Raw genomic sequence first — 19,155 nt, 5'->3', positions numbered from 1 at the left:
TCCTCCGTTGTGCAGTAATTACTCCCGAAAGGAAGTGGACGGCTTGTCCTCACTCTCTGTGGACTTCTCCACGCCGTCAAACGCAGCGTTGACCATCTTTTCAATGCCGGCGGAGAGCTTCTCGGCCTGCGTATCGCTCAGTAGACCGGACACATTGGCCAGCTGAAAGAGAATGCTTGAAAATGCGTCCACGCCGCTAACGCCGCTATCCACCAGCGCGTCATACAACGCCTCACCGGTCAGATCGCCGTTGGGATCATCGTTAAAATGCAGTGCCTCATCCAGCACAGCCAGCAGCCGCTCCGGATCACTGGAAGCGCTCAGGATTACATCCAGGGCGTCCTCCTTAAATCTATTTTTCAGTCGCAGCTGGGCAGCCACGGTCAGGCGCAAGTGCACCGTCTCGTTTGCAGTCAACTGCAAATCGTATGTTCTGGTTACAGTATGCTGATTATTCATTGCTTACCTCCTAAAAATGAGGGAGACGGTCTCCCGCCTCCCGAATAATCGATTTACGCGGCGGGAAACTCTCTGCTCCAGTCGCCGTCCAGCTTGTACGAGACAGTAGCCTCCATCAGGCTGTTTACGCCCGGTCCCTTAATCGTCAGGCTGGGCACACCAGAGTTGTTAAACTTGGTGTCGTCCGGCAGCTTAACCATAATGGGTACGGACACACCGGCGTCCTCCAAAGCTGCCAGCACCCGATAATCCGATGTGGCGTCCTTTGCGTTGTACAGAAAAGTCACCTCAAAGGCGTCTGCTTTCTTGCGAATACCGGTAATGCTGTGTTCCACATCATCGTCATAGCAAGTGGCGTCCAGTTCTTCCCGTTCGCCCTTGGTCAGATCGCCGATTTGGGTGGCGTAGTTCAGGCACTTGGCTGTGGGGCCGGTATAGTTGGGATATACCTCAATGCCTTTGGACGCAAGGCCGCGTTCCGGCTTTGTTTCGTTCATATAAAATCCTCCTTAATCTATCAGTCGATTGGTTCTTGTATCAACCCGACGGCCGTAACGCAATGATTTGCGCAAATAACCGCTGGGGTCGTGTAAAAGCGCGTCCGAGGACGCAAATTGTCGGATCAGGCCCAGCGAGGTCAAAGCCTCGTCTACCTTTTCCGTCATTTCCAACAGATCCGGCAAGGCCACAAACCACAGATCCACCTGATAGGCGATCACATCTACGCACGCCAGTTCCGTACCTGTATTGGTGATCTCATAAAATGTGATCAGGTTACCTGCCGGTTTGCTCTCCGGAAATGCCATCTTAATGTCATAGGGAATGTCCGACTGTACGGATTTTAAGGTATCCCGGATCACTGCACGGTAGTTTTTCACTTGATCGCCTCCTGTATAGCCGTACCATAATGCTCTGCAATCACCGGCTGCATTTCCTGCATGCCGTAATACATAAAGAGCGCCGGCAAGCAGCCTTTTAACCTGCGAAATCCGTAGCCTGGTATATACGCAGTCCAAGGCTCATGCTTACGCACAATACCCAGCTCACTGTCCAGCGGTGTACCCTTTTCGTCACCCACAGGCCCGGTTCCGAATTCCACATAGGCCGCATACTGCATATTGGTACGACTGCCTGCGGTTACGCTGTCGCCGTTACGCTCGCAAAAAGCGGCGATAGATTCCCGCAGCAACCCGGTATCCTCCGGGCACTTGCTCCGCTGGCGGCCGGCCATATCCTCCGCGTCCTGCAGCATTTGCCGTTCCAGCTGATTCAGCAGTCTATTGGTGCTTTGCTCAATGGCAGAGGCATAGGCTCCCAGGTTTTCAATCTGCGTTTCCAACCGTCGCCCTCCTTTCTGTTGCGTTGGCCGTCAGCAGCCTATGGTGCAGAAAATGCTGCACACTGTCCACCTCCAGCCAGCCGATACCATCCACCTGCACCAAATCTCCGGGCTGTACGGCCACATCACTGTACAGCACAGCCTGGTAGCTTGCAGACGACACCCGCCCGCGTTCTTCTATGGGAGCGGCGGCAGACACCGGCTGCCAGCACAAATACAATACAGTTGGCACAGCGGTATAGGTGCTCTGCTCAAAGTCGTAAGCACTGTCTCTGATCGTCTGTGCGGAGAAAATCCGTGATTTTACAGTCCACGACTTAGGCGTTTTCAGCTTCACCAGTATGCACCTCCCTGTATCTGTTGTACGGCTGCAGCAGCTCGGCAACGGCCGCCTCGCGCTCCGCAGGGGTGGTATAGGTCTCGCTCTTGGACACGCTTCCCTCTGTGTAAGAAGCGCTTTTCACACCGTAGTCCTGCTCCTGTAAGAAGCCGTTTAGGTGTATATAGGCGATTTTGGACAGCGTGGTCGCCGTCACGGCAAGCGGCAAGGTGCGGACACCAAGATACGCCAAGCAATCGTCCTCGGCCATATCCAAGAACAGCTGCAAATCCAGCTCTTCACCGGCGTGTGCGTACCAGGCCTCGCATATCTTGTCGTAACGCCCGGCAGCGGCCCGCAGCAGCCGCAGAGCCTTGCTTTTCATCTCATCAGTCAAACATATCACCCCCATAAGAAAAGGCGCCTTATTTGGCGCCCTGTTTCATGTTTTCTTTTTTCTCCGGCAGTTTCCAACCGGCATTCAAGTATGCCTCCAGGCAGTTGCGGTCAATGACCACTTCGCTTTTACCGCTTACAACGGTTACCTTTTCCATTTGTACCTCCCCGGGCTTAGCCCTGCACCTTGACGATCATATTCTTGTCCAGCGTGGTCACGCCGTACAGAATATCAAAGGATACGGTGTCGATCTTGTGGGTGCTGTCGTAGTCAAAGACCACACGCACACCCAGGCCGTCCGCAGAAGCCACATAGGCGTTCTTGTTACCCATCGGCAGATCCATAGGACGGGTCACCAGTGCCACGCCGTTGCGGTGGAACCCTACGGAAGTGGGCGCAGAGATCACAGTGGCATCCTTTCCAGACAGTGTAGCGTGCAAGGACTGGTCAATAGCCACCTCGGCCACCGCGCCGCTGGCAGCCGTAGCGTCTGCGGCAAAATGGTACACATAGCCGTCCACAATAAAGCAGTCGCCCTTTTTCACATTGGCAGTAGCAGCAGTCACAGAGGACAGCGCCACCTTGCTCTCACCGGCAGTACCACTGACCTTATAAGTCTTGGCAGTACCAACGGCATTGTCCAGATAACCGTAGGGATACGGTGCGTTCTGGCTCATGTAGGTGTCCATGGTGTACACCTTACCCAGTTCTGCGTCCCGCAGGGCGTTGCCGTCACCGGCATAGGACACCTTGGACAGGTTGTCGTCCGTAGCATACAGCACCTTGTGCGAGGGGTTCAGTACCAGGCGGCGGTTCTGAACCGGCACACCGGCGAAGTCCAGATAGCTGCCCACCTTGGCAATATCCTTAATGGGCTTGGTTGCGCTCTCTCCGGAAGCGGTCACGGTGCGACCGGCGCCCTCTACGGCAGTCGCCAGTACATCTGCGTCCACCGCGCTGGCGATGGCGGTCATGGCCGGTTCGATCACCTGGGCAGAGAAGTCGCGCAGATCCAGGGACATTTCCTTAGAAGTGATCTGCACAGTCACATCGCGCAGCCGGTCCATCTTCACGGGTACACCGCCCTCGTTCAGATCCTGGGGATCCACAGCGCCGGTAAAGTTCTTGGCTACAAACTTGCTGGGGCGGCGGGCGGTAACCGTGTCGCCAACCTTCACAAATTCGTTCTCATAGTCCCGGTGGACCAGGTTAGCCATCACCAGGTTGTTTTTCAGTACCATCAGTGCCTCATTGGCAATGACATTGGGTGTTAAAATCGTATTCGGCATTTCTTATTCCTCCTATTAGCCGTTCTGTTTTCTCCACGCCTCATAGGCGCGGAAGTCTGTGGGCGGTACATTGTCGCCCGCTGCTTCCTTACCTGCCGGCGGCAAGTCCTTGCCCCGCAGGTTGGCGGTTGTGGCGGCCTGTACTGCCTCTTGAAATGCGGCGTCAAAAATCTCCAGGTTCTTTTGCGAGGCAGTGGCGTCATTCCCGGTCAGGATTGCGGCAAACTGCACAGGCAGCTTACGCTGGAGCAGCTCAGCCGCAACAGCCGTTTCCAGCTGCTTCTTGGCAAAGGCTGCCTTTTCCTGTTCAAATGCCTGGCGATCCTTGGCCAGGTTATACCGCTCTCGCTCCTCTTTGTTCATACTGGATAGTTTTTTGGCTTCGTCCGCCTGCTCTTTGGCGCTTTCTTCCCACTTGGCTCTGGCCGTGGCAAGCGCCTTGCTGACCCTGCTGTCAAATTCACTTTGGAATTTTTTGTCTTTCAGCAGTTCGTCAAAGGTCGGAGTGGTGTTGCCCCCATCGGAGTTGGCGTCGGTGTCGCCCGCTGCCCCCTCTGCGTTGGTGTCTGCTCCATTTTCGCCGGTATCTTCGGCAAACAGCTGGAGGTTCAGCGGCAGGCGTGCGCACACCCGGCTCTGTTCTCTGCTGTTTTCCATCTCGGCATTGTGTTTTGTCATTGCTGACTCCTTTCCCAAACCGTGCGCTGCCGGTTCGTTAAATGATATATTCCCACAGGCATTGCCTGTAAATGGGTATAAAAAGAGCAGGGCTGCATAGCAGCTCTGCTCACTTTGGGTTATTTATTGCTTTTTTTGTTCTTTGAATAGCCTTTCATATTTTTCCAATATCTGTCCATACTCCTGTCTGATTTCTTCTCGCAGAGCTCGCATTTCCGGTGTGTTGCACTCGCCCCTGGATATTCCGGGGTGCGCCGCCAACCATGCTTCAGTAATTGCTTTTCCTCGAATTCTGCTTTTTCGGCCAAGTTTCAACAATTCAGCCTTTCGAGCTTCGTAAAGGTCTACCTTTTCCATCGCATGTACACTCCTCTATTTAAGATACGACAAGCTTCCTCTATTTGAATATGCAACGCGTTTTCAGCAAAATCTGAAAATCCCATACCGCGATCAATCATAATTGAATAGGCGTTATCTTTTGCTTGCGCATTTGCTTCTTCCCACTCTTCCAGCGTCACACCGTCCATCTGTTCCAGGCGGTAGCGGTATTTATGGTCAAAGGCTTCCATCACGCTGGTGCCATCGGCAATCATACTGGGAACATCCGCCTCATCACTGAATGAAAACTGCGTTTGATCCGCCGGGTGATTATGTATATTGTAACTGCCTTTCATGGAAATGTCAACGCCGGTTAAGTCGATATAATCCGGCTGGTGACTGGTAACGGAATACACTTTGCCGGTGCGGTCAATGACCAGCATGTGCTCCTCGTCGGCACGCTCGTACTGTGTAATAAACCGATCCACATAGGCATTGCGTTCCTGCTCAGACTGCGGATTGATTTGGCCAAGATATACAGCTTCCGCCTGTTCCTCCACCGCCGGTTTATCTACGCCGTTTGCGCCACGAATAACGCCGCCGTTTTTCTCCACATACTTCTCATACCACTGGGCGTAAGTCATATCCGCCGGTACAGTCATAGACTTGCCAGTTACCGGATCCCTGGCCCAGCGGGTGCCGGGGCGGTTACTCACCACCGGCACAGTAATACTGCGGCAGAAAGGGTGCATAGGCGGCAGGTTCTCGCCTGCTTTTGCCTCTTCCACCAAAAAGGTCTTGCCGTCCAGCTGGCGGCAGACGGCGGAGGTGCGCAAATCCAGAGTGGCCATAAACCGATACCGGATAATGCCCGCTGCTTTATAGCCCTCTAAAAAGCCCTGATTGGAGAAGTGATTGACCTCTGTACGGATCAGGCGGCTGGCGCAATAGCGTTGCCCGCTGTCGCTATCTGCACCTATGCAGTCCTCCAGCAACCGCTCCTCCATATCGTGCAGGGTCATACCCGTCATACAACCCACCTCAATCGTGCGCTGCAAGCGCTTGCAAAAGGCGGCGTTGTTCTTCCACACACGATCGGAATAGTTTTTGCCGCTCCACTTATGGGTAAGTGCGGCCTGTACACGGCGGTCACTGATCAAGCGAAAGTCATATAGACCATTACGCTTTTGGTCGTTAAATATAGTGCGGTAGTATGCTTGTTTGAGTGTATCTGTCAGTCGCGCTTTCGCCAGCCGTTCCTCCCGCACGCCCATGGCTACGGCTTCCGCACGAATAGCGTTCTGTAAAGCCTGCAAACGGCTGATACGGTCCGCATAGGCCGGTGCGTCCAGCATAGCGATCAACTCCCGCCGTGCCTGTGGTTCCTTGGTGTGTTGCAGCTGTTCCAACAGGCGCTGGCGCTCCTCTGCGGTTTGGCCAGCACTCAGTAGCTGCAAGGCATAAGCCTGGCTGATCTGACCGTTTTTAACATACCGGCGGAGAATACGCTCAATTTGCTCGTTGAGCTGCTCTACACCCTGTGCGTACATACGGTTGACCTCCACCATTGTAGCGGTGGTGCGCACTTGCAGCAGGTGCTCCAGGTCAACCGTTCGCCTTTTCCAATACTCTGCTGCCTTCATAGATTAAGCGTCCTTTTCTTCGTCTTTCTGCCGGCCTGCCGTGTCTTTCTCTTCGTCCTCGGTCTTGTCCTCGTCCTTGTCCTCTGTCTTTGGGGCAAAGCTGTCCATATACTGCTGCTGGTTCTCCTGCTTTTGCTGTTTCATGTTCTCCACGGCTTCCGCCGGGTCCTTAACAAACCATAGCAGGGACAGCAGCGTCTGATCGTCAACCAGTCCGGCATTCTTCAAGGTGCACACCATAGAGACAATCTGCGCCTCATCAATGGGCAGCGCCACAGTAAACACCATATCCACATCATCTACGGACACCGGGTCTATACCGTTATGGGCCAGCCAGTTGTTGTATAAGGTCCAGCGTTTCTTCAGCCCCGCCTCCATGGCGCTCATCTTGCTTTTTACCAGCAGGTGCAGGGCAAGCAGCTTGAGCTTTAACGCCACGCCGCTGGCATTACCGGCAAAGGCCTGGTCTGTCATATCCGGGGTTAGGGTCATCTTGTGAATATCCGATACCAAGGTATCGTCCAGTACCTTCATGGAGTTTTCGTCAAAGGTCTTTTGTATGTATTCCAACCGGGCGTCCTGGGGAATGCCGTCAATGAGCCGGTCTCGCTTAGCTGCTTCCATGGTGTCCTGGGGCAGAACCGCGCCGAATGCTGCCAAGATGGAATTGACAAACTTACGCTTATCTGTAAGCCGGTCGGACAGCAGCTCGTTTCTGGCGTCAATCAAGTTGGCCACCTGTTCAAAGTCGCCCTGCCGCTCCTCGTTGTTCTCATAACACACCACCGGCACACCGTCAAAGAAATGGGGCACAGGCGCGCCCACCGGGTTGTACACATAGTTTTCTTTATCCAGCGATGTGCTTTCGTACTGCTGATACTGGGTAGTCGTATAGACTGTTACCGCATAGTACCGGCTGCGGTCTGTGCGCTCCCGCTGCTCAAACCACAGCGCAAACAAGTCTTTGTGCTCCACAGTATCATCTTGCACCAGCACGATCTGATCCGGCGCATACACTGCGGATCGCGGGCGTGGTTGCTCCTCTGTGCTGGCATATAGCAGCTCACAGCTTTCGCCGTATATACCAATTGCCTTGCCAATCCGCTGATCCACGGTGGCAATGTTTTGGCTGTGATAAGCGGCCATAACGGCAGAAATGTCAATTTCCTTGCCGCACAGATCGCACAGGCCGTCTTTGTTTTCGTCCACAGCGTTATGCCGGATCAGGTTGCCGCTTTGCCGATCCAGCTTGGCCTCCACCGTAGACACCAGGGACAGCTTGGCCTGGCTGTCTTTCTTGTCCTTGTCGTTACAGTCGTACTTTACCGGCTCGCTCAGGAAATAGCCACGGATAATATCCACAATGTACTTGGCATAGTTAGCCTCGGCCCGCACATCGTTCTCGTCCTCTCCTCGGTGGATTTGCGGCACGCCAATATATCGGCCATAGAGGGCACGGCAGCGCCGCGCATATTCGTTTGCCCGACCGACCACATAATCAATCACGGCAGACGACAGTACGCCCTGTTCCGCCTCCGGCACATCCCGCCGGTTCATGTAAAGTATCATATTCAAGTCCTCCTTGTTACGATCCGCCCCAGCGCCGTGCTTACAAAATAGCGCATGGCGTCCATGGCGTGGTCATCCTGTTTGATCGGCTCATCCAGCCCCGCCTCTGCTGCCTTGTCATTCCAGCGGTAGGCGTAAAACTCTGCAATGGTGCGGGTGCAATCCTTGCTGAACAGCAGATCCGCCCGCTGCAGCAATGTGCACACGGTACGGATTCCATCCAGCACCGCGTTATCCGCCTTTAATACCTTGAGCCCCCGCCTTTGCAGTTCTGTAATGAAAGAGGCCGCCGAAGGGTCAACCACTACGCAGGTATACGGCGTATCGCCGATAAAGGCCATCATCTCGTCCGCATACTCTGCGTCCGTTCTTTGTTTATGGTTCTCTCGCCCGGAATAGTAATATTCCTTGGTGCATAGCCATTTGCCATGGTATTTGCGCCACATCAGGAACACCGTAGGGTTTAGCGTACCGTAGTCCACACTGATATAGGCAGAACCTTGCAGTTCGTTATCCGGCGGCAGCGGAATACAGTGCCGCCTTTCGTCAAACATATCGTAGATCAGGCCCTCTGCCACTTTCCATTCGCCCAGAATGTACCGGGCATAAAAAACGCCCGCATACATCGTTCTGTACCGGGCTTTGACCTCCTCTGTTAAGGACAAATTGTCGTCCATCGTAAAGTGGAGGTAGAGTATTCGCTTTTCTTGCCGCTTCTCCGGCAGGATCCATTCTTCATAAAACCAGTGGTGTGGGTTATCCGGGTTACAGTTGAACCAGAATTTTGCACCACTGACAGAGCACCGGGCGGTGGCCTGCTGCACAAAGGACTGGGGCATTAAAGCCACCTCATCGAAAAACACACCTGCCAAAGTCATACCCTGGATCAGATCCTGGCTGCTTTCGTCCTTGCCCCCGAAAATGTAAAATGCGTTTTCCGTACCACCCCGCGTCACCACAAGCACATTGTCGCTACGGCTGTATTTTACCTGATACCCGCGACTTTGCAGCATTGCAGGCAGAAAAGAAAGCACATTCCGGCGAAAGGAGCTGATCGTCTTACCGCACATGGCAAAATTCATGCCGCTGTAGGTACTCATAGCCCACAGAATATAGCTAAGCGCCATACTCACCGTCTTACCGGATCGTATAGCGCCGTCTGCAATTATTCCGTTTTTGTCGCTCACAGGTGATGTTTTGCACCACCAGGTGAGCACCTGGAGCTGCTTGGCGGAGAATGGCTGAAAATGAAAGGTGCTTATTCTTCCCATGCCTGTTCACCCGCTTTCTGCTCCAAGGCCTCCAGAAAGCCATCGTCCGTCTGCTCATCTTCATGCCCTCGGGCCAATTCAAAGTGACGCAGAAGCTCTGCCAGGGCTTTCACCCGATCAGAGGTATTCGGCGGCTTTGCCGTCTCTGCAAACCCGATGGAGCACAGTGCGTTCAGCACATCCGTTGCGGTGAAATCCAACTTGTCCAGCTTTCGCTTTTCCAGCTCAGCGATAAATTTTTTTACCTTATCATTTCTTAGCAATCGGCTTGCTTGGCTTTCTGCGCTCCCGGGTGCCTTACAATTCGGGTAAGCAGCCTGGTAAGACCGTTTCCCGTTATGGTCGAGCACATATTCATAACAGAACAGCCTTTGTTTAGGTGTTAAGGTCTCTTTACCCACGCTGCTCACCTCCTTTGTAATAATTGCGGATTATATGCTGTTATTTTTTCTGTCTGCTATTTGGGAAAAATTCATCCAGTATTTCGAGCCGAATTCTATTTTTGCGGGCTGCTTTCTCGAGACGCAACTGATGAACCCGTATAATTGTTATTGCTATTGCTGAAGCAACTACAACCACGCCGAATATCTCAATATGACTATTCTGAATGTCACTCATCTTCTGTTGTATCTTTTGAATTATTTCAGCATGATTTGAATATTCTTCGAGCAATGTTTGAAACCAATCTTTGAGGATTTCGTAAATCTTACTTTGAAAGACTGCAAACCACGAAAATATCATCGATATTACAGAAATCGTCAAAGGAGTAGTGTTTATCGCGGTTTTCTCTTCGGCCTCTGCTAAAATGCGTTCGCGTCGGCGTTCCGCCGGAGAAAGGTTAGTCAGTTCCATCTTGATCTTTTCATACTCTCGAACTTTACGATTTTTCCGTTTCTTCTTCTGCTGCTTGCCTAAAGGTTTTTTAGAGCGTTTACACATGTATTTGTTTTCCCCCCTTTCTGCTCACCATAATTATAGCACATCTGAAAATGGGCCTCGTAGTAACCGCATTTAAGAAAGGAAAAGCACAAAAGCAAAAGCCAAAGAGCGCACCGTTTGGAGCGCTCTTTCAATCTGTTTGGCAGTTTATACTATAACACAGACGGCAACCTGCATACTATAACATCAACATGCATTGCATAGTGGTTTTTTATTTTTCACATTCCAGCATATCCAGGGACTGCGGGTGAATGCGAGAGACCAGGTGATTGTATGTAATATCTTCGTCTACGGCAATCTTCTCAAAAGTGTCACCGTTCAAATACCGCCGACGCAACACACGCCGGTGCAATGGGCTGCGTACCTGCTCAATAGCAGTCTCAATTTCTGCCCGCTGCAACAGAGCAAGCCGGACTTGTTGGTCCAGCTTCTCTTTCAGTTCTATAATGCGATCTACCGTCAAGGTAAAATCTGCCCGCTGCCCGCCTCCCGGCGTGGGAGAGAGGGAAGCCGTGATCTTTTGCGCCCGGCTGTTCAGTTCTTCGATCTCCTGTTGTGTAATCTCAACCTCCGCCCAGCACTCCCGATAGCGTTGCAGCCATTCCTTCTTTTCGTTGTTCGTCATTTTTCCTCCTGCTTTTTATTCCGCTCATTTCTTAAAGTTCGGACCAAAGCCGATCACGCCGAAAAATGCAACAATGACCGCCCCGGCCACAAGAATGATTTGTGCTGCTATACACATCCTGCTCACCTCCCTGTACTCCCGAAACCGCCGGCGCCGCGTTCTGTTTCTGCCAGCTTGTCCAGTTGGATGTTCATTCTTTCACCTCTTGAACATCAATTAGCACAGATTTTAAGTTTACCCAAATCGGGCAGGTGCCACATTGCGGCACCTCTCATTTGGACAACACCGAGCTGAACTTCTGCGCCCGGATCAAACTGGGCAAGGTAGCCTTGCAGGTCTGCCACCTTGAGCGTTTCTGTTCTTTTCTTATTCCACAGGTGCTTTCTAATCGTTTTCATGCTTGTCGCTCCTCATCGTATGCTATTTCCGTACAGTACCTTGCCAGTTCATCATGAAGCGACTGTGGAATTTGCGTTGACAGTTCTATGATCTGTGTTTTTGGCTTACATTTGGTGCACCACTCTTCCATGTTGTCATGGCTCATTCCCATTAGGGCGTATTGGCCGTAAATGGTCATGCGCTGCCAACACACATCGCAGTGGTAACATTGTTCGCAGGTCATTGTTTCACCTCCAAATTTCGTGCAGTCGACTGCAAAACTTGAATAACGGCGGCGGAGAGCTTGGTGCCGGTGGCCGGATCCTTGGCATTGATCTTGCCGATCAGCTCCTGTACCTTTGCGGCGGTTTGTTGCAGTTCGGTGAAGTACACCCGGCAGGCTGCCACATCCGTGTCTGCACCCGCTGCCTTTGCTTGCCGAACAGCGGCGTCCAGTTTGGTGGTACTGCTGTCCAACTGCCGTTTCAGGTCTGCCTTTTCCTGCTCCAGCTTTTCTACAGCGGCTTTGGCTTTCTTCTCGGCGTCTGCCTTTGCCGTTGCCAACTTAGCTTTGTATTCCTTTGCGGCTTCCTTTTCCGCTTCCTTTCGGATTGCCTCCGGGTCCGGCGCTGCGTCGGCCCGCTGCTGCAATTCTTCCAGCTGGGCGCTGTACTTGGCTTTAACTTCCTGCTCAATGGAAGAACGGAGTGCGTTGGTGTCCACCTGCTCCGGTGCTTCGCTTAATTCGCTCTGTGCCTGCCCAAGGTCAAAGGTCAGCTGTTCCGTCTGCTTCTTGTAGCGTTCAACCTCTGCTTTCAGCTCCCGGACCGTAGCGCTTTCTGCGTCCACATCCTCCAGGAATTCCTCACGCTCATAACTGCTGATTTGAGAGATCAACTCCAGCTTGGTGATCCCCAGGTCGGCGTGGTCGGCCATATACTTCTGGCCCAGCTTTTCATAGGCTGATATGTAGGAATAGGCTTGCCGCTGCTTAATGCCGCAGGCTTGCTCGGCGTACTCCTCGAATGTGTCATAGCCCAGCTCCGTGTATAGGCCCTCATCCCGCATTGTCTTAAGATCGTGGCACACATCTACCAATGCTCGGGCCATCCCGTTGGCCAGGATCCTCGCGTGGGTGTCGTAGGCTTTCTGGGTTGCGGGCGTTACTTCTTGCATTGTGGTGATTTGGTTATCCATAAGTCCTCCTTAACTGACTGCTTTCGTTTTTCTGTTCGACTTTAGGTAGGCAAGCCAGGCTTGCATAAACTCCTGCACATCCGGCGGTGCAGGTCGGTTGTGATCGGCTCTACATTGAATAACGGCGCCGTTTTTGAACTCAACGGTCACATAGGATTGATCCGGGTCCGACTGCTTGCGGACGAAAAGTATATCCGTCTTTCTGTCCAGGTATTTTTCCGTGTAACAGGAGTACACACAGTTGTGCTGGGCACACCCCTCTTTCAGCAGATCTTCCGGCCCCTCGGCCGGCCGAATGAACAGTCCGCTGCTGGCGTATGCATATTTGCGTTTCAGTTTTGGCAGATCCTTAGCTAACTTCTTTGCCCGCTCGGCTTGCTCTTTCGCTTTCTTTTCGTTTGCTCTGCGCGTCAGCTCTTCGGAATACTGGCGGTGCAGATCTCGCAGGTTCTGCGGTACGGCTACCTCTTTACGGTTAACATCCAGGCCCAACCGCCTGCACTGATCCAGATAGTCGCTGTAATCTGAGAGCACATTTGTTGTCGTTCCATATCCCGCTGCCTGCCGGTTTACCCAGTTTATTGCCTTTTGCGGAGATAGGTATTGCCGTAAAAAATCCAACGCCTTGTAGCATTTCCTCTGTCCATAGCTGTACTGAAAAGCAAGAAAAAAGAGAATATTTTTATCTGACATTTTACAGCCGTATTTTTTCAGCGCCGCTGTTGCTCTGAGTGTTGAACAGCAAATCTTGTATTTTGCTTTTATCATGCGGTACTCCGGCTTGGTCAGTCGCATTGCCTTGTAAGGCACCACTTGCTTGTAGTCCAGACCGGTTGTGCAATTCCACTCCACCTGTTCGGCTACCAAGTCGCCGTTGCCCTCTTTGATCAGGCGCTCTGTCAGCACCGGGTGGCGGCTGTATTGATAAAGTAACCCAAGCAGGTTGACAGGATAGTTTGTAATTGCGCTACGGTGCAGTTGCTGCGCACATTCGTGGTATGTCTCCCATGGCAGATAGCGTAGGTTACTTTTCTCCAACGCCTCTTCAAAGCCCACCAGCTTTGCTCCCTCTCCCTCTGTGCACTTCCAACTGTTGTGATCCAGTTTAACCGGCTCCACCGTGCATGGCAGTCGGAGTGTTGGCTTTTGCTTTATGCTTATGTACAGCCCTCCACCGTATGTTTGTTCGGCTACAAAGTGCTGGCCGAGATTGAAGTATGCAGCGTACAGCAGTGTGCCCCTTTCCGGCGCGGCTTTATAGTTGCGCGTATAATCCTCATACACTCGAACGAAAGAAAGCAATATACCGCCGTTCCGTGTTCGCTGTGTTACCGCCACCACTGCCGTGTTTATCAACTGACTACGGCCACGCCCGGCGTCTTTGACTTGAACTTCGTGCCCGCAGACCGGGCAGCATACGGTGTCGTTATGCCGTGCAGAGCGGCAGGCTGCGTGCTTGTCCGTCCATAGTCGCATGTTCTCAATATCGATCTGCACATCCTTGCCGCAAGCGGTACAATAGCCATACCTGTGATCGCATTCTTTGTACTTGAAAAAGTATTGCTCATTGACGAATACCTCTTCGTGGGCAAACTTCTTGATCTTTTTCTCCGGCAGTTTCGGGCGGCCGTTCCAAATCTTCCGAGCCTGTTCCTGCGTAAGCGTGTTCAGTTTCTTTCCCATATCGACACCTCACAGCAGATCCAGCAGGTCGATGATCTCCGCCTTGGTCTCTTCGGCAGTAAAGCCGTAATAGCCCGCTGCCCATTCGTATACGGTGTCGTCTGGCACGGCTGTGCAGTTGCCTTCTGCTTGTTTTCGTGCGTTGCTTGTGATGTGATCCCAGCAGCCTTTCAGACTCTTGCCCTCAGCCAGTACCTTGTCCGCGTTTTCATCATTGACCAGGCAGTGGTCTATAATGTGTGAGCAAAGCAGGCGCACGGTTGCGCTGCTCATTTTCTCCGCCTCCTGGTCGATCTTATCAATGGCTTTTTGGATTTTCTCGGTCATTTCAGCGTTACCTCCTTGATCTGCGCCAGCGCGCAACGCTGGCAGTGCTCGTCCAGTTCCGGCTTGTCCAGGCCGCACCGGCTATTGATTGAGCCATAGATACACACATCTCGGCATATCGTCGCCAAGATTGCAATAGTAGTTTTTTCGTTCTCATTCTTCATTGTTGCGCTCCTCAAAGGCCATACCGGCCACGGTGCCCAGGTTGATCAGATCCCGGCATACAGCTTCTGCTTTGGACAGATCCATTGTGCTGATCACGCCCTGCACGATCAGGCCGGACTTAACTACCACCAGGTCCCCGCGCTTGTACAGGTAATATCCCTCTTCTTCCTTTTCGATAGGTTGCAACGCTCTTCTGTTGATGAATGTCATGCCCGCACCTACAATCAGCGGTTGCCATACAGCGCCTGCGGCTACAATGCAGGTGTCCAGTGGGGCGGCATATTCTTCATTGGGGCATTGGTCTGCCAGCGGCAGATCCGCTTTTGGCATTCTTGTCATGATCACGCTGTCATCCTCTGCCAAGTCAGCGACCATGCGCAGCGTCTCCGGCGTGTATTCAGGGTGGCCGTACAGGATGTAACCGCAGCTGCCATTACTGAGCATTTGCTCGCCGTCAGGCAGGTCATATAGAAAATAGGCCTTGCTTCGTTTGCAAATGGATAGCAATTTTTTGAAATTCATTTTTCCGTCTCCTTTATGCTGATGCCGTGAATGTACAGCATCAGCTTTCTTTTGATGATGTATTCCTTTGTTTTGGCACCCTTGGTGTCCTCTACCACCCATTTCCAGGTGCCGTCCGGCTGGCATACTTCATAAACGAAATCCGCCTTGTACACCACTGAGCGCTCTTTACGGTATTGGCCAACGCCGGCAGGAATAAGCTCATACGGCACCTGCTCGCGCAGATTGCGCACCAGCCCGTGCCGCTCCAGTAGGTGCAGCTCTTTGGCGCGCCTGCTTTCGCTTTGGCTGGCATATACTGTGCCGTCCACCTCTACCTTTACGGCGTGGTATTTGTTGTTTCCCTTTGCCCGCTGCCGGAGATACTCCTGGTACTGGGCAGCAGTCCAGTGTTCTTGGGTACCCATTAGCCCGCTGCCTGTTTCTCTACGGAGTAGGCCATACGGATGAATTGGTGCTCGACGGCGCCAATCTTCCTTTGTTCCTGCTCCATGCACTTTTGCATGTACTTACTGGCCAGCACTGCCTCCTCAAATTCCCGGCGCAGATCGTCCGTCATGCCATACTGGCCCAGGCCCTTGGTGCTCTTAAAGGCGTCCCACTTTGGCCGGATCAGCGGGTGGTTGATGTTTAGCTTGAAGCCGTAGGCGTTGTGCGGTGCCAAGATCAGCTGGGTTTGGCGTTCCTGTTCCAAGTTTCGCACCTTGTCCCGCATTTGTTCCCATTGCTGTATGTATGTCATTGTCGCCCTCCTAACACCGCCGGTGCGGTTGGTTCTTTGAGATCGGGCAAAGCACATAGGACTGGTACTTGAACCCGGTGACTTCGTCCTCCCAGTTGTTCAGGGTGTCCCGGACAACATAATAGCCCTTTGGTGCCTTTGGCTCGTCCGCCCAGTGGTCATTATAAATGATTTTGTACTCCGGCTCCGGTACGGTCAGGTTACGACTGCGGCTGTAGCATACCTTTGCTTTGGCCGTGGTGTACTTACCTTTGTGCCCTTGCTTGATATGTGTTTCCTCACGCAGGTACCCACCGTAGGTGTGGTGGTCTCTGTCATCAACCGGCACAAAGTCCACCCGCCCATACGGCCACCGAGGCAGCTTGGCTATGTCGATGCCGGACAGCGCCATGTGGATATGCGGGTTCTTGTCCGGGGTCTCAATGGCCCTCATCCATTTGAACTCCACACCTGCCTTTTTGTAGGCATATCGCAGTTTGGCCATATATGCCGCCCACAGTTTCTTGATCTCTTGCAGATTCTTGGGTCTGTCCGCCTTACGGAATGTAAAGGTAGCGGTCAGATCACCTGGACCAAAATTGGCGTTAAAAATCATCTCTTGCTGTAGGCACGCCTGGCGATTGTTTACAATGGCCTGGGCCTCACTTGTTTTGCCGTAGTTGCTCCCTCTGGTGCATTTGTGTTTGCTGCCATAGCGCGAGGAGTAGTGGCGCTGGATATAGATACATCTTCCCGCATGGACGGTCTTTTGCACCCATGGCATTTTGGTTTGCTCCTTTCTGGACGGACCGGCACTCTATGGAAATGCTGGAAAACGCTGATCGGCTCCCGGGTGGAAAAGCAAGTTTCCCACCGGTTCACCGGCGTGTTCCACATTCCCACAGAGCACAGCTCCTCATTATGCGGCGCGGGTGCACACCCTGTTGCCGCCGGTCTCCTGCCTGCGCCTGAACCCGCTGAAGAATGCCAAGCGATATATACTTTTGCCGTTGGCGTTTTGCGCCTAAAAATAATACTTTGAACAAGGAGCAAAAAAGGAGCACAGACCCCTTTTTTCGCCCTTGCCGCACGGCTTGTCCTTGACTTCTCTGCGGTCCTTATATATAATGGATATAGCGCAGGCGTTTTACTTTCTTTTCGCCGCCTGTGTTTAAGCCGACTGGTCGCTCAGTCGGTTTTTTCTTTTTGCCCACCGCTTTGTTCGTCGTCATACTCCAGCGGCAGCATAATGGCGGTCACTTTCGGCAATTCCATCAGAACCTTGGTTTTCCGTTCTGCGATGACTTCCAGTGCCTCGTAGTTGCCATCACCCCGCACATACACGGTGTCGCCGGCTCTAACGGTATTCCACGGCGCCCGCAGAACAATATGGTCCTCATCCAGTTTAGCGATCACCAAATCAATGTAATCGTCCATTTTCATCATCCTTTCCAAGTTGAATGGCGTGCAGATACGCCACCTCAAAGTCTGTCAGCGGCGCCAGCAGCACCACTCTATACTTATCATCTTCAACCACCAGCTGCTTGTCCTGTCGGGGCTCGTCCTCCTTGGGCAGCACGAACACCGCCAGAGCGATCAATGCATAGCCGGTTCCGCTGATCACCACGGACACCCACCAGTACGGATTATCCGCCACAAGGCAACAACCCAACATCACCAGCAGAAAGCCGGTGACCACCAGGACTGTCCCTGCCTTTTCTCGCTTCGTCATTGGTTTGTCCTTTCTTTGCAGTTGACTGCAATTTAGTATTTTCCGGCGTTGTATGCGTGGAACGCCGGGGCGAACACAGCCAACTTGGTGCCGTTCTCACCCAACTGAATGAGAGGGAAGCCCGGGCGGTGCATATACTGCCTGGCAGTCGGAATGCTGCAATTCAGGTATGCCGCCACATCTTCCGGACCAAGATACAGCTTTGCGCCCTTGACCTTGACCTCTTCCTCTACAGCTTCGGCGGTGCGGATCAGGTCAATATAGCTTTGCAGGCGCTCCATACGCTGCTGCACGGCGGCGTCGAAGTCGTCCATTGCCAAGGGGCTGTCCTTGTTGATTGGTACTTTCATTGCTATTCTCCTTTCTTGATTAGGCCAGCCCTTTGGGCAAGCGGCAGAGCCGCAAGCTGCCCGCTGCACGGCAAAAGTGCCGTTGGCGATAAATGTGATGTTGGGTGGGTGGGCACCGGAAGCAGGAACATAGGGGGTAAATTTGACAAAAAAAGAAAAGAAGAAAGAGAAGAAATGAAAAAAAGGTCCCGCTGCCTGCGTATCTCTGCCGCCGCCCAAAAGGCTGGCATTGGTTGTGAATTGTTGCTATAATGATGTTATTATGACGAAAGGACAAAATCAGATGAAATTAAACAAAGACTGTGTAAGAGAGGTACTGATCTACCTTGAAGAGCACCTTGGTTACAATGACCACTTAGACGCCTCTACAATTCAAATAGACCCATACACTTCTGAAGAAATCTTGTATACAATCAGCTTGCTGTCAGAGGCCAGATACATAAAGGCCGTCTCGGTTGCAGATCTATGCACCACACCAACATATTTTGTGGAATCCATCCTCATGCCAGGTCACGATCTGCTGGATAACATCCGAGATGACAATGTATGGAGAAAAACAAAGAAAATTGCTTCCAAATTTGCCTCTGCTTCTCTGAATGTTCTCTCATCCGTCGCAACCAGTGTCTTATCATCAATGTTGCTTAATCCACCTACCGTTTGAATTGGTGTTCCAGCACCTGGCGCAGGCACTTCTCCATATCCTCTTCGGTGAATTGGATGTTCTTATCAGTCAAATAGTACAAAACCGCTCTTAGCCTCCAATGCGCCATCAGCGCACTGATCATCGCAACAGTGGAAATAAGAACCAATACAACAATCACTTTTATTCACCTCGCTTTAACTGCCTGCTGCTTATCTAAAGGCTGGCCGTGTATTTAGTTGTTGCGCTCTGCGATGATCTCGTTGATTGCGCCGAGGATCCGCTCTTCTCCGCTTTTTGATTTTCGCTTTCCGCCGAGCACATTACAAAGATATTGCGGAGACCAGTTGAGTTTCCTGGCAAGGTCACGCTGCGTGATCTTGTTCATGTGCATTTTTCCTATTGCTGTTTCAATCCAACTGTCCAAAAAATATACCTCCTCCCAGATTTTTTTAAAAAGTGGTTGAATTTATTAAACCTGTGTGCTATACTCATCTTGTCCAAAGAATTAAACACAAAGTTGCTAACGCTGTTGAAATAGTTTAACGAATTCAACCACACTTGCATTATAAGCCAATTCGTTCAACTTTGCAA

General features: G+C 52.1%; 30 protein-coding genes. 1 reads left to right on the top strand and 29 read right to left on the bottom strand.

Features of this window, described 5'->3' with window-relative positions; translation table 11 throughout:
- Positions 1-18 precede the first annotated feature (18 nt).
- The 28 genes from OGM59_07120 to OGM59_06985 all read right to left on the bottom strand — a co-directional run bounded on the left by OGM59_07120 (position 19) and on the right by OGM59_06985 (position 17,921).
- Positions 19-459: a hypothetical protein gene (locus OGM59_07120; GenBank protein ID UYI90473.1), complete on the bottom strand. Its 441-nt coding sequence runs from the start codon at positions 457-459 to the stop codon at positions 19-21.
- Between the two features lie 53 nt (positions 460-512).
- Complete coding sequence (locus OGM59_07115) at positions 513-956, bottom strand: phage tail protein (protein ID UYI90472.1); 444 nt, start codon at positions 954-956, stop codon at positions 513-515.
- A gap of 12 nt (positions 957-968) precedes the next feature.
- The gene (locus OGM59_07110; protein ID UYI90471.1) at positions 969-1,337 is read right to left on the bottom strand and encodes a hypothetical protein; all 369 of its coding nucleotides are present in this window, start codon (positions 1,335-1,337) and stop codon (positions 969-971) included.
- A complete protein-coding gene (locus OGM59_07105; GenBank protein ID UYI90470.1) occupies positions 1,334-1,798 on the bottom strand; it encodes an HK97 gp10 family phage protein in 465 nt (154 codons plus the stop codon). The genes OGM59_07110 and OGM59_07105 overlap by 4 nt, the downstream gene beginning before the upstream one ends.
- A complete protein-coding gene (locus tag OGM59_07100; protein ID UYI90469.1) occupies positions 1,782-2,135 on the bottom strand; it encodes a hypothetical protein in 354 nt (117 codons plus the stop codon). The genes OGM59_07105 and OGM59_07100 overlap by 17 nt, the downstream gene beginning before the upstream one ends.
- On the bottom strand, positions 2,116-2,514 hold the full coding sequence (locus OGM59_07095; protein UYI90468.1) for a hypothetical protein: 399 nt from the start codon (positions 2,512-2,514) through the stop codon (positions 2,116-2,118). Before OGM59_07095 ends, OGM59_07100 begins: the two co-directional genes overlap by 20 nt.
- 28 nt (positions 2,515-2,542) lie before the next feature.
- Positions 2,543-2,671, bottom strand: a complete 129-nt coding sequence (locus tag OGM59_07090) for a hypothetical protein (GenBank protein ID UYI90467.1) — start codon at positions 2,669-2,671, stop codon at positions 2,543-2,545.
- Between the two features lie 16 nt (positions 2,672-2,687).
- Positions 2,688-3,803 (bottom strand): P22 coat protein, encoded by a 1,116-nt coding sequence (locus OGM59_07085; GenBank protein UYI90466.1) that lies wholly within the window; start codon positions 3,801-3,803, stop codon positions 2,688-2,690.
- Positions 3,804-3,818: 15 nt separating this feature from the next.
- Positions 3,819-4,481 (bottom strand): DUF4355 domain-containing protein, encoded by a 663-nt coding sequence (locus tag OGM59_07080; protein UYI90465.1) that lies wholly within the window; start codon positions 4,479-4,481, stop codon positions 3,819-3,821.
- A 123-nt stretch (positions 4,482-4,604) separates the two neighbouring features.
- Positions 4,605-4,838 carry a hypothetical protein gene (locus OGM59_07075; GenBank protein UYI90464.1) on the bottom strand — a complete coding sequence of 78 codons (234 nt, stop codon included), beginning with the start codon at positions 4,836-4,838 and terminating at the stop codon, positions 4,605-4,607.
- Positions 4,826-6,442, bottom strand: a complete 1,617-nt coding sequence (locus OGM59_07070; GenBank protein UYI90463.1) for a minor capsid protein — start codon at positions 6,440-6,442, stop codon at positions 4,826-4,828. Before OGM59_07070 ends, OGM59_07075 begins: the two co-directional genes overlap by 13 nt.
- Before the next feature lie 3 nt (positions 6,443-6,445).
- Positions 6,446-8,011: a phage portal protein gene (locus tag OGM59_07065; GenBank protein ID UYI90462.1), complete on the bottom strand. Its 1,566-nt coding sequence runs from the start codon at positions 8,009-8,011 to the stop codon at positions 6,446-6,448.
- Positions 8,012-8,013: 2 nt separating this feature from the next.
- Entirely contained in the window at positions 8,014-9,282 is a 1,269-nt protein-coding gene (locus tag OGM59_07060; protein ID UYI90461.1) for a PBSX family phage terminase large subunit, read from the bottom strand.
- Positions 9,270-9,632, bottom strand: coding sequence for a terminase small subunit (locus tag OGM59_07055; GenBank protein UYI91767.1), 363 nt, complete (start codon positions 9,630-9,632; stop codon positions 9,270-9,272). Before OGM59_07055 ends, OGM59_07060 begins: the two co-directional genes overlap by 13 nt.
- Positions 9,633-9,723: 91 nt before the next feature.
- Entirely contained in the window at positions 9,724-10,221 is a 498-nt protein-coding gene (locus OGM59_07050) for a hypothetical protein (GenBank protein UYI90460.1), read from the bottom strand.
- Positions 10,222-10,432: 211 nt separating this feature from the next.
- Positions 10,433-10,846 carry a hypothetical protein gene (locus tag OGM59_07045; protein UYI90459.1) on the bottom strand — a complete coding sequence of 138 codons (414 nt, stop codon included), beginning with the start codon at positions 10,844-10,846 and terminating at the stop codon, positions 10,433-10,435.
- 212 nt (positions 10,847-11,058) lie between these two features.
- Positions 11,059-11,244, bottom strand: coding sequence for a hypothetical protein (locus tag OGM59_07040; protein ID UYI90458.1), 186 nt, complete (start codon positions 11,242-11,244; stop codon positions 11,059-11,061).
- A 220-nt stretch (positions 11,245-11,464) separates the two neighbouring features.
- On the bottom strand, positions 11,465-12,421 hold the full coding sequence (locus tag OGM59_07035; GenBank protein UYI90457.1) for a DUF3102 domain-containing protein: 957 nt from the start codon (positions 12,419-12,421) through the stop codon (positions 11,465-11,467).
- Between the two features lie 9 nt (positions 12,422-12,430).
- Positions 12,431-14,104 carry a PcfJ domain-containing protein gene (locus OGM59_07030; protein UYI90456.1) on the bottom strand — a complete coding sequence of 558 codons (1,674 nt, stop codon included), beginning with the start codon at positions 14,102-14,104 and terminating at the stop codon, positions 12,431-12,433.
- 9 nt (positions 14,105-14,113) lie between these two features.
- Complete coding sequence (locus OGM59_07025) at positions 14,114-14,431, bottom strand: PcfK-like family protein (protein UYI90455.1); 318 nt, start codon at positions 14,429-14,431, stop codon at positions 14,114-14,116.
- Positions 14,428-14,595 (bottom strand): hypothetical protein, encoded by a 168-nt coding sequence (locus OGM59_07020; GenBank protein UYI90454.1) that lies wholly within the window; start codon positions 14,593-14,595, stop codon positions 14,428-14,430. Before OGM59_07020 ends, OGM59_07025 begins: the two co-directional genes overlap by 4 nt.
- Positions 14,585-15,118, bottom strand: coding sequence for a hypothetical protein (locus OGM59_07015; protein ID UYI90453.1), 534 nt, complete (start codon positions 15,116-15,118; stop codon positions 14,585-14,587). Before OGM59_07015 ends, OGM59_07020 begins: the two co-directional genes overlap by 11 nt.
- Positions 15,115-15,525, bottom strand: coding sequence for a DUF1064 domain-containing protein (locus OGM59_07010; protein UYI90452.1), 411 nt, complete (start codon positions 15,523-15,525; stop codon positions 15,115-15,117). The genes OGM59_07015 and OGM59_07010 overlap by 4 nt, the downstream gene beginning before the upstream one ends.
- Positions 15,525-15,860: a hypothetical protein gene (locus OGM59_07005; protein ID UYI90451.1), complete on the bottom strand. Its 336-nt coding sequence runs from the start codon at positions 15,858-15,860 to the stop codon at positions 15,525-15,527. The genes OGM59_07010 and OGM59_07005 overlap by 1 nt, the downstream gene beginning before the upstream one ends.
- 10 nt (positions 15,861-15,870) lie before the next feature.
- Positions 15,871-16,623: a hypothetical protein gene (locus OGM59_07000; protein UYI90450.1), complete on the bottom strand. Its 753-nt coding sequence runs from the start codon at positions 16,621-16,623 to the stop codon at positions 15,871-15,873.
- Between the two features lie 404 nt (positions 16,624-17,027).
- Positions 17,028-17,276 carry a hypothetical protein gene (locus OGM59_06995; protein UYI90449.1) on the bottom strand — a complete coding sequence of 83 codons (249 nt, stop codon included), beginning with the start codon at positions 17,274-17,276 and terminating at the stop codon, positions 17,028-17,030.
- Positions 17,260-17,571, bottom strand: coding sequence for a hypothetical protein (locus tag OGM59_06990; GenBank protein ID UYI90448.1), 312 nt, complete (start codon positions 17,569-17,571; stop codon positions 17,260-17,262). Before OGM59_06990 ends, OGM59_06995 begins: the two co-directional genes overlap by 17 nt.
- 32 nt (positions 17,572-17,603) lie before the next feature.
- Entirely contained in the window at positions 17,604-17,921 is a 318-nt protein-coding gene (locus tag OGM59_06985) for a hypothetical protein (GenBank protein UYI90447.1), read from the bottom strand.
- A gap of 283 nt (positions 17,922-18,204) precedes the next feature.
- On the opposite strand from OGM59_06985, the gene OGM59_06980 reads away from it, so the two are divergent.
- Positions 18,205-18,582 (top strand): DUF2513 domain-containing protein, encoded by a 378-nt coding sequence (locus tag OGM59_06980; protein UYI90446.1) that lies wholly within the window; start codon positions 18,205-18,207, stop codon positions 18,580-18,582.
- 214 nt (positions 18,583-18,796) lie between these two features.
- Here the strand turns inward: OGM59_06980 and OGM59_06975 are convergent, their stop codons facing one another.
- Positions 18,797-18,988 (bottom strand): hypothetical protein, encoded by a 192-nt coding sequence (locus OGM59_06975; GenBank protein UYI90445.1) that lies wholly within the window; start codon positions 18,986-18,988, stop codon positions 18,797-18,799.
- Positions 18,989-19,155: the final 167 nt, after the last annotated feature.

It is taken from the genome of Oscillospiraceae bacterium (assembly GCA_025757685.1).
GTDB lineage: Bacteria > Bacillota > Clostridia > Oscillospirales > Acutalibacteraceae > CAG-217.
The sequence above is the reverse complement of the archived record's forward strand: the minus strand, read 5'-3'. Positions and strand labels throughout refer to the sequence as shown.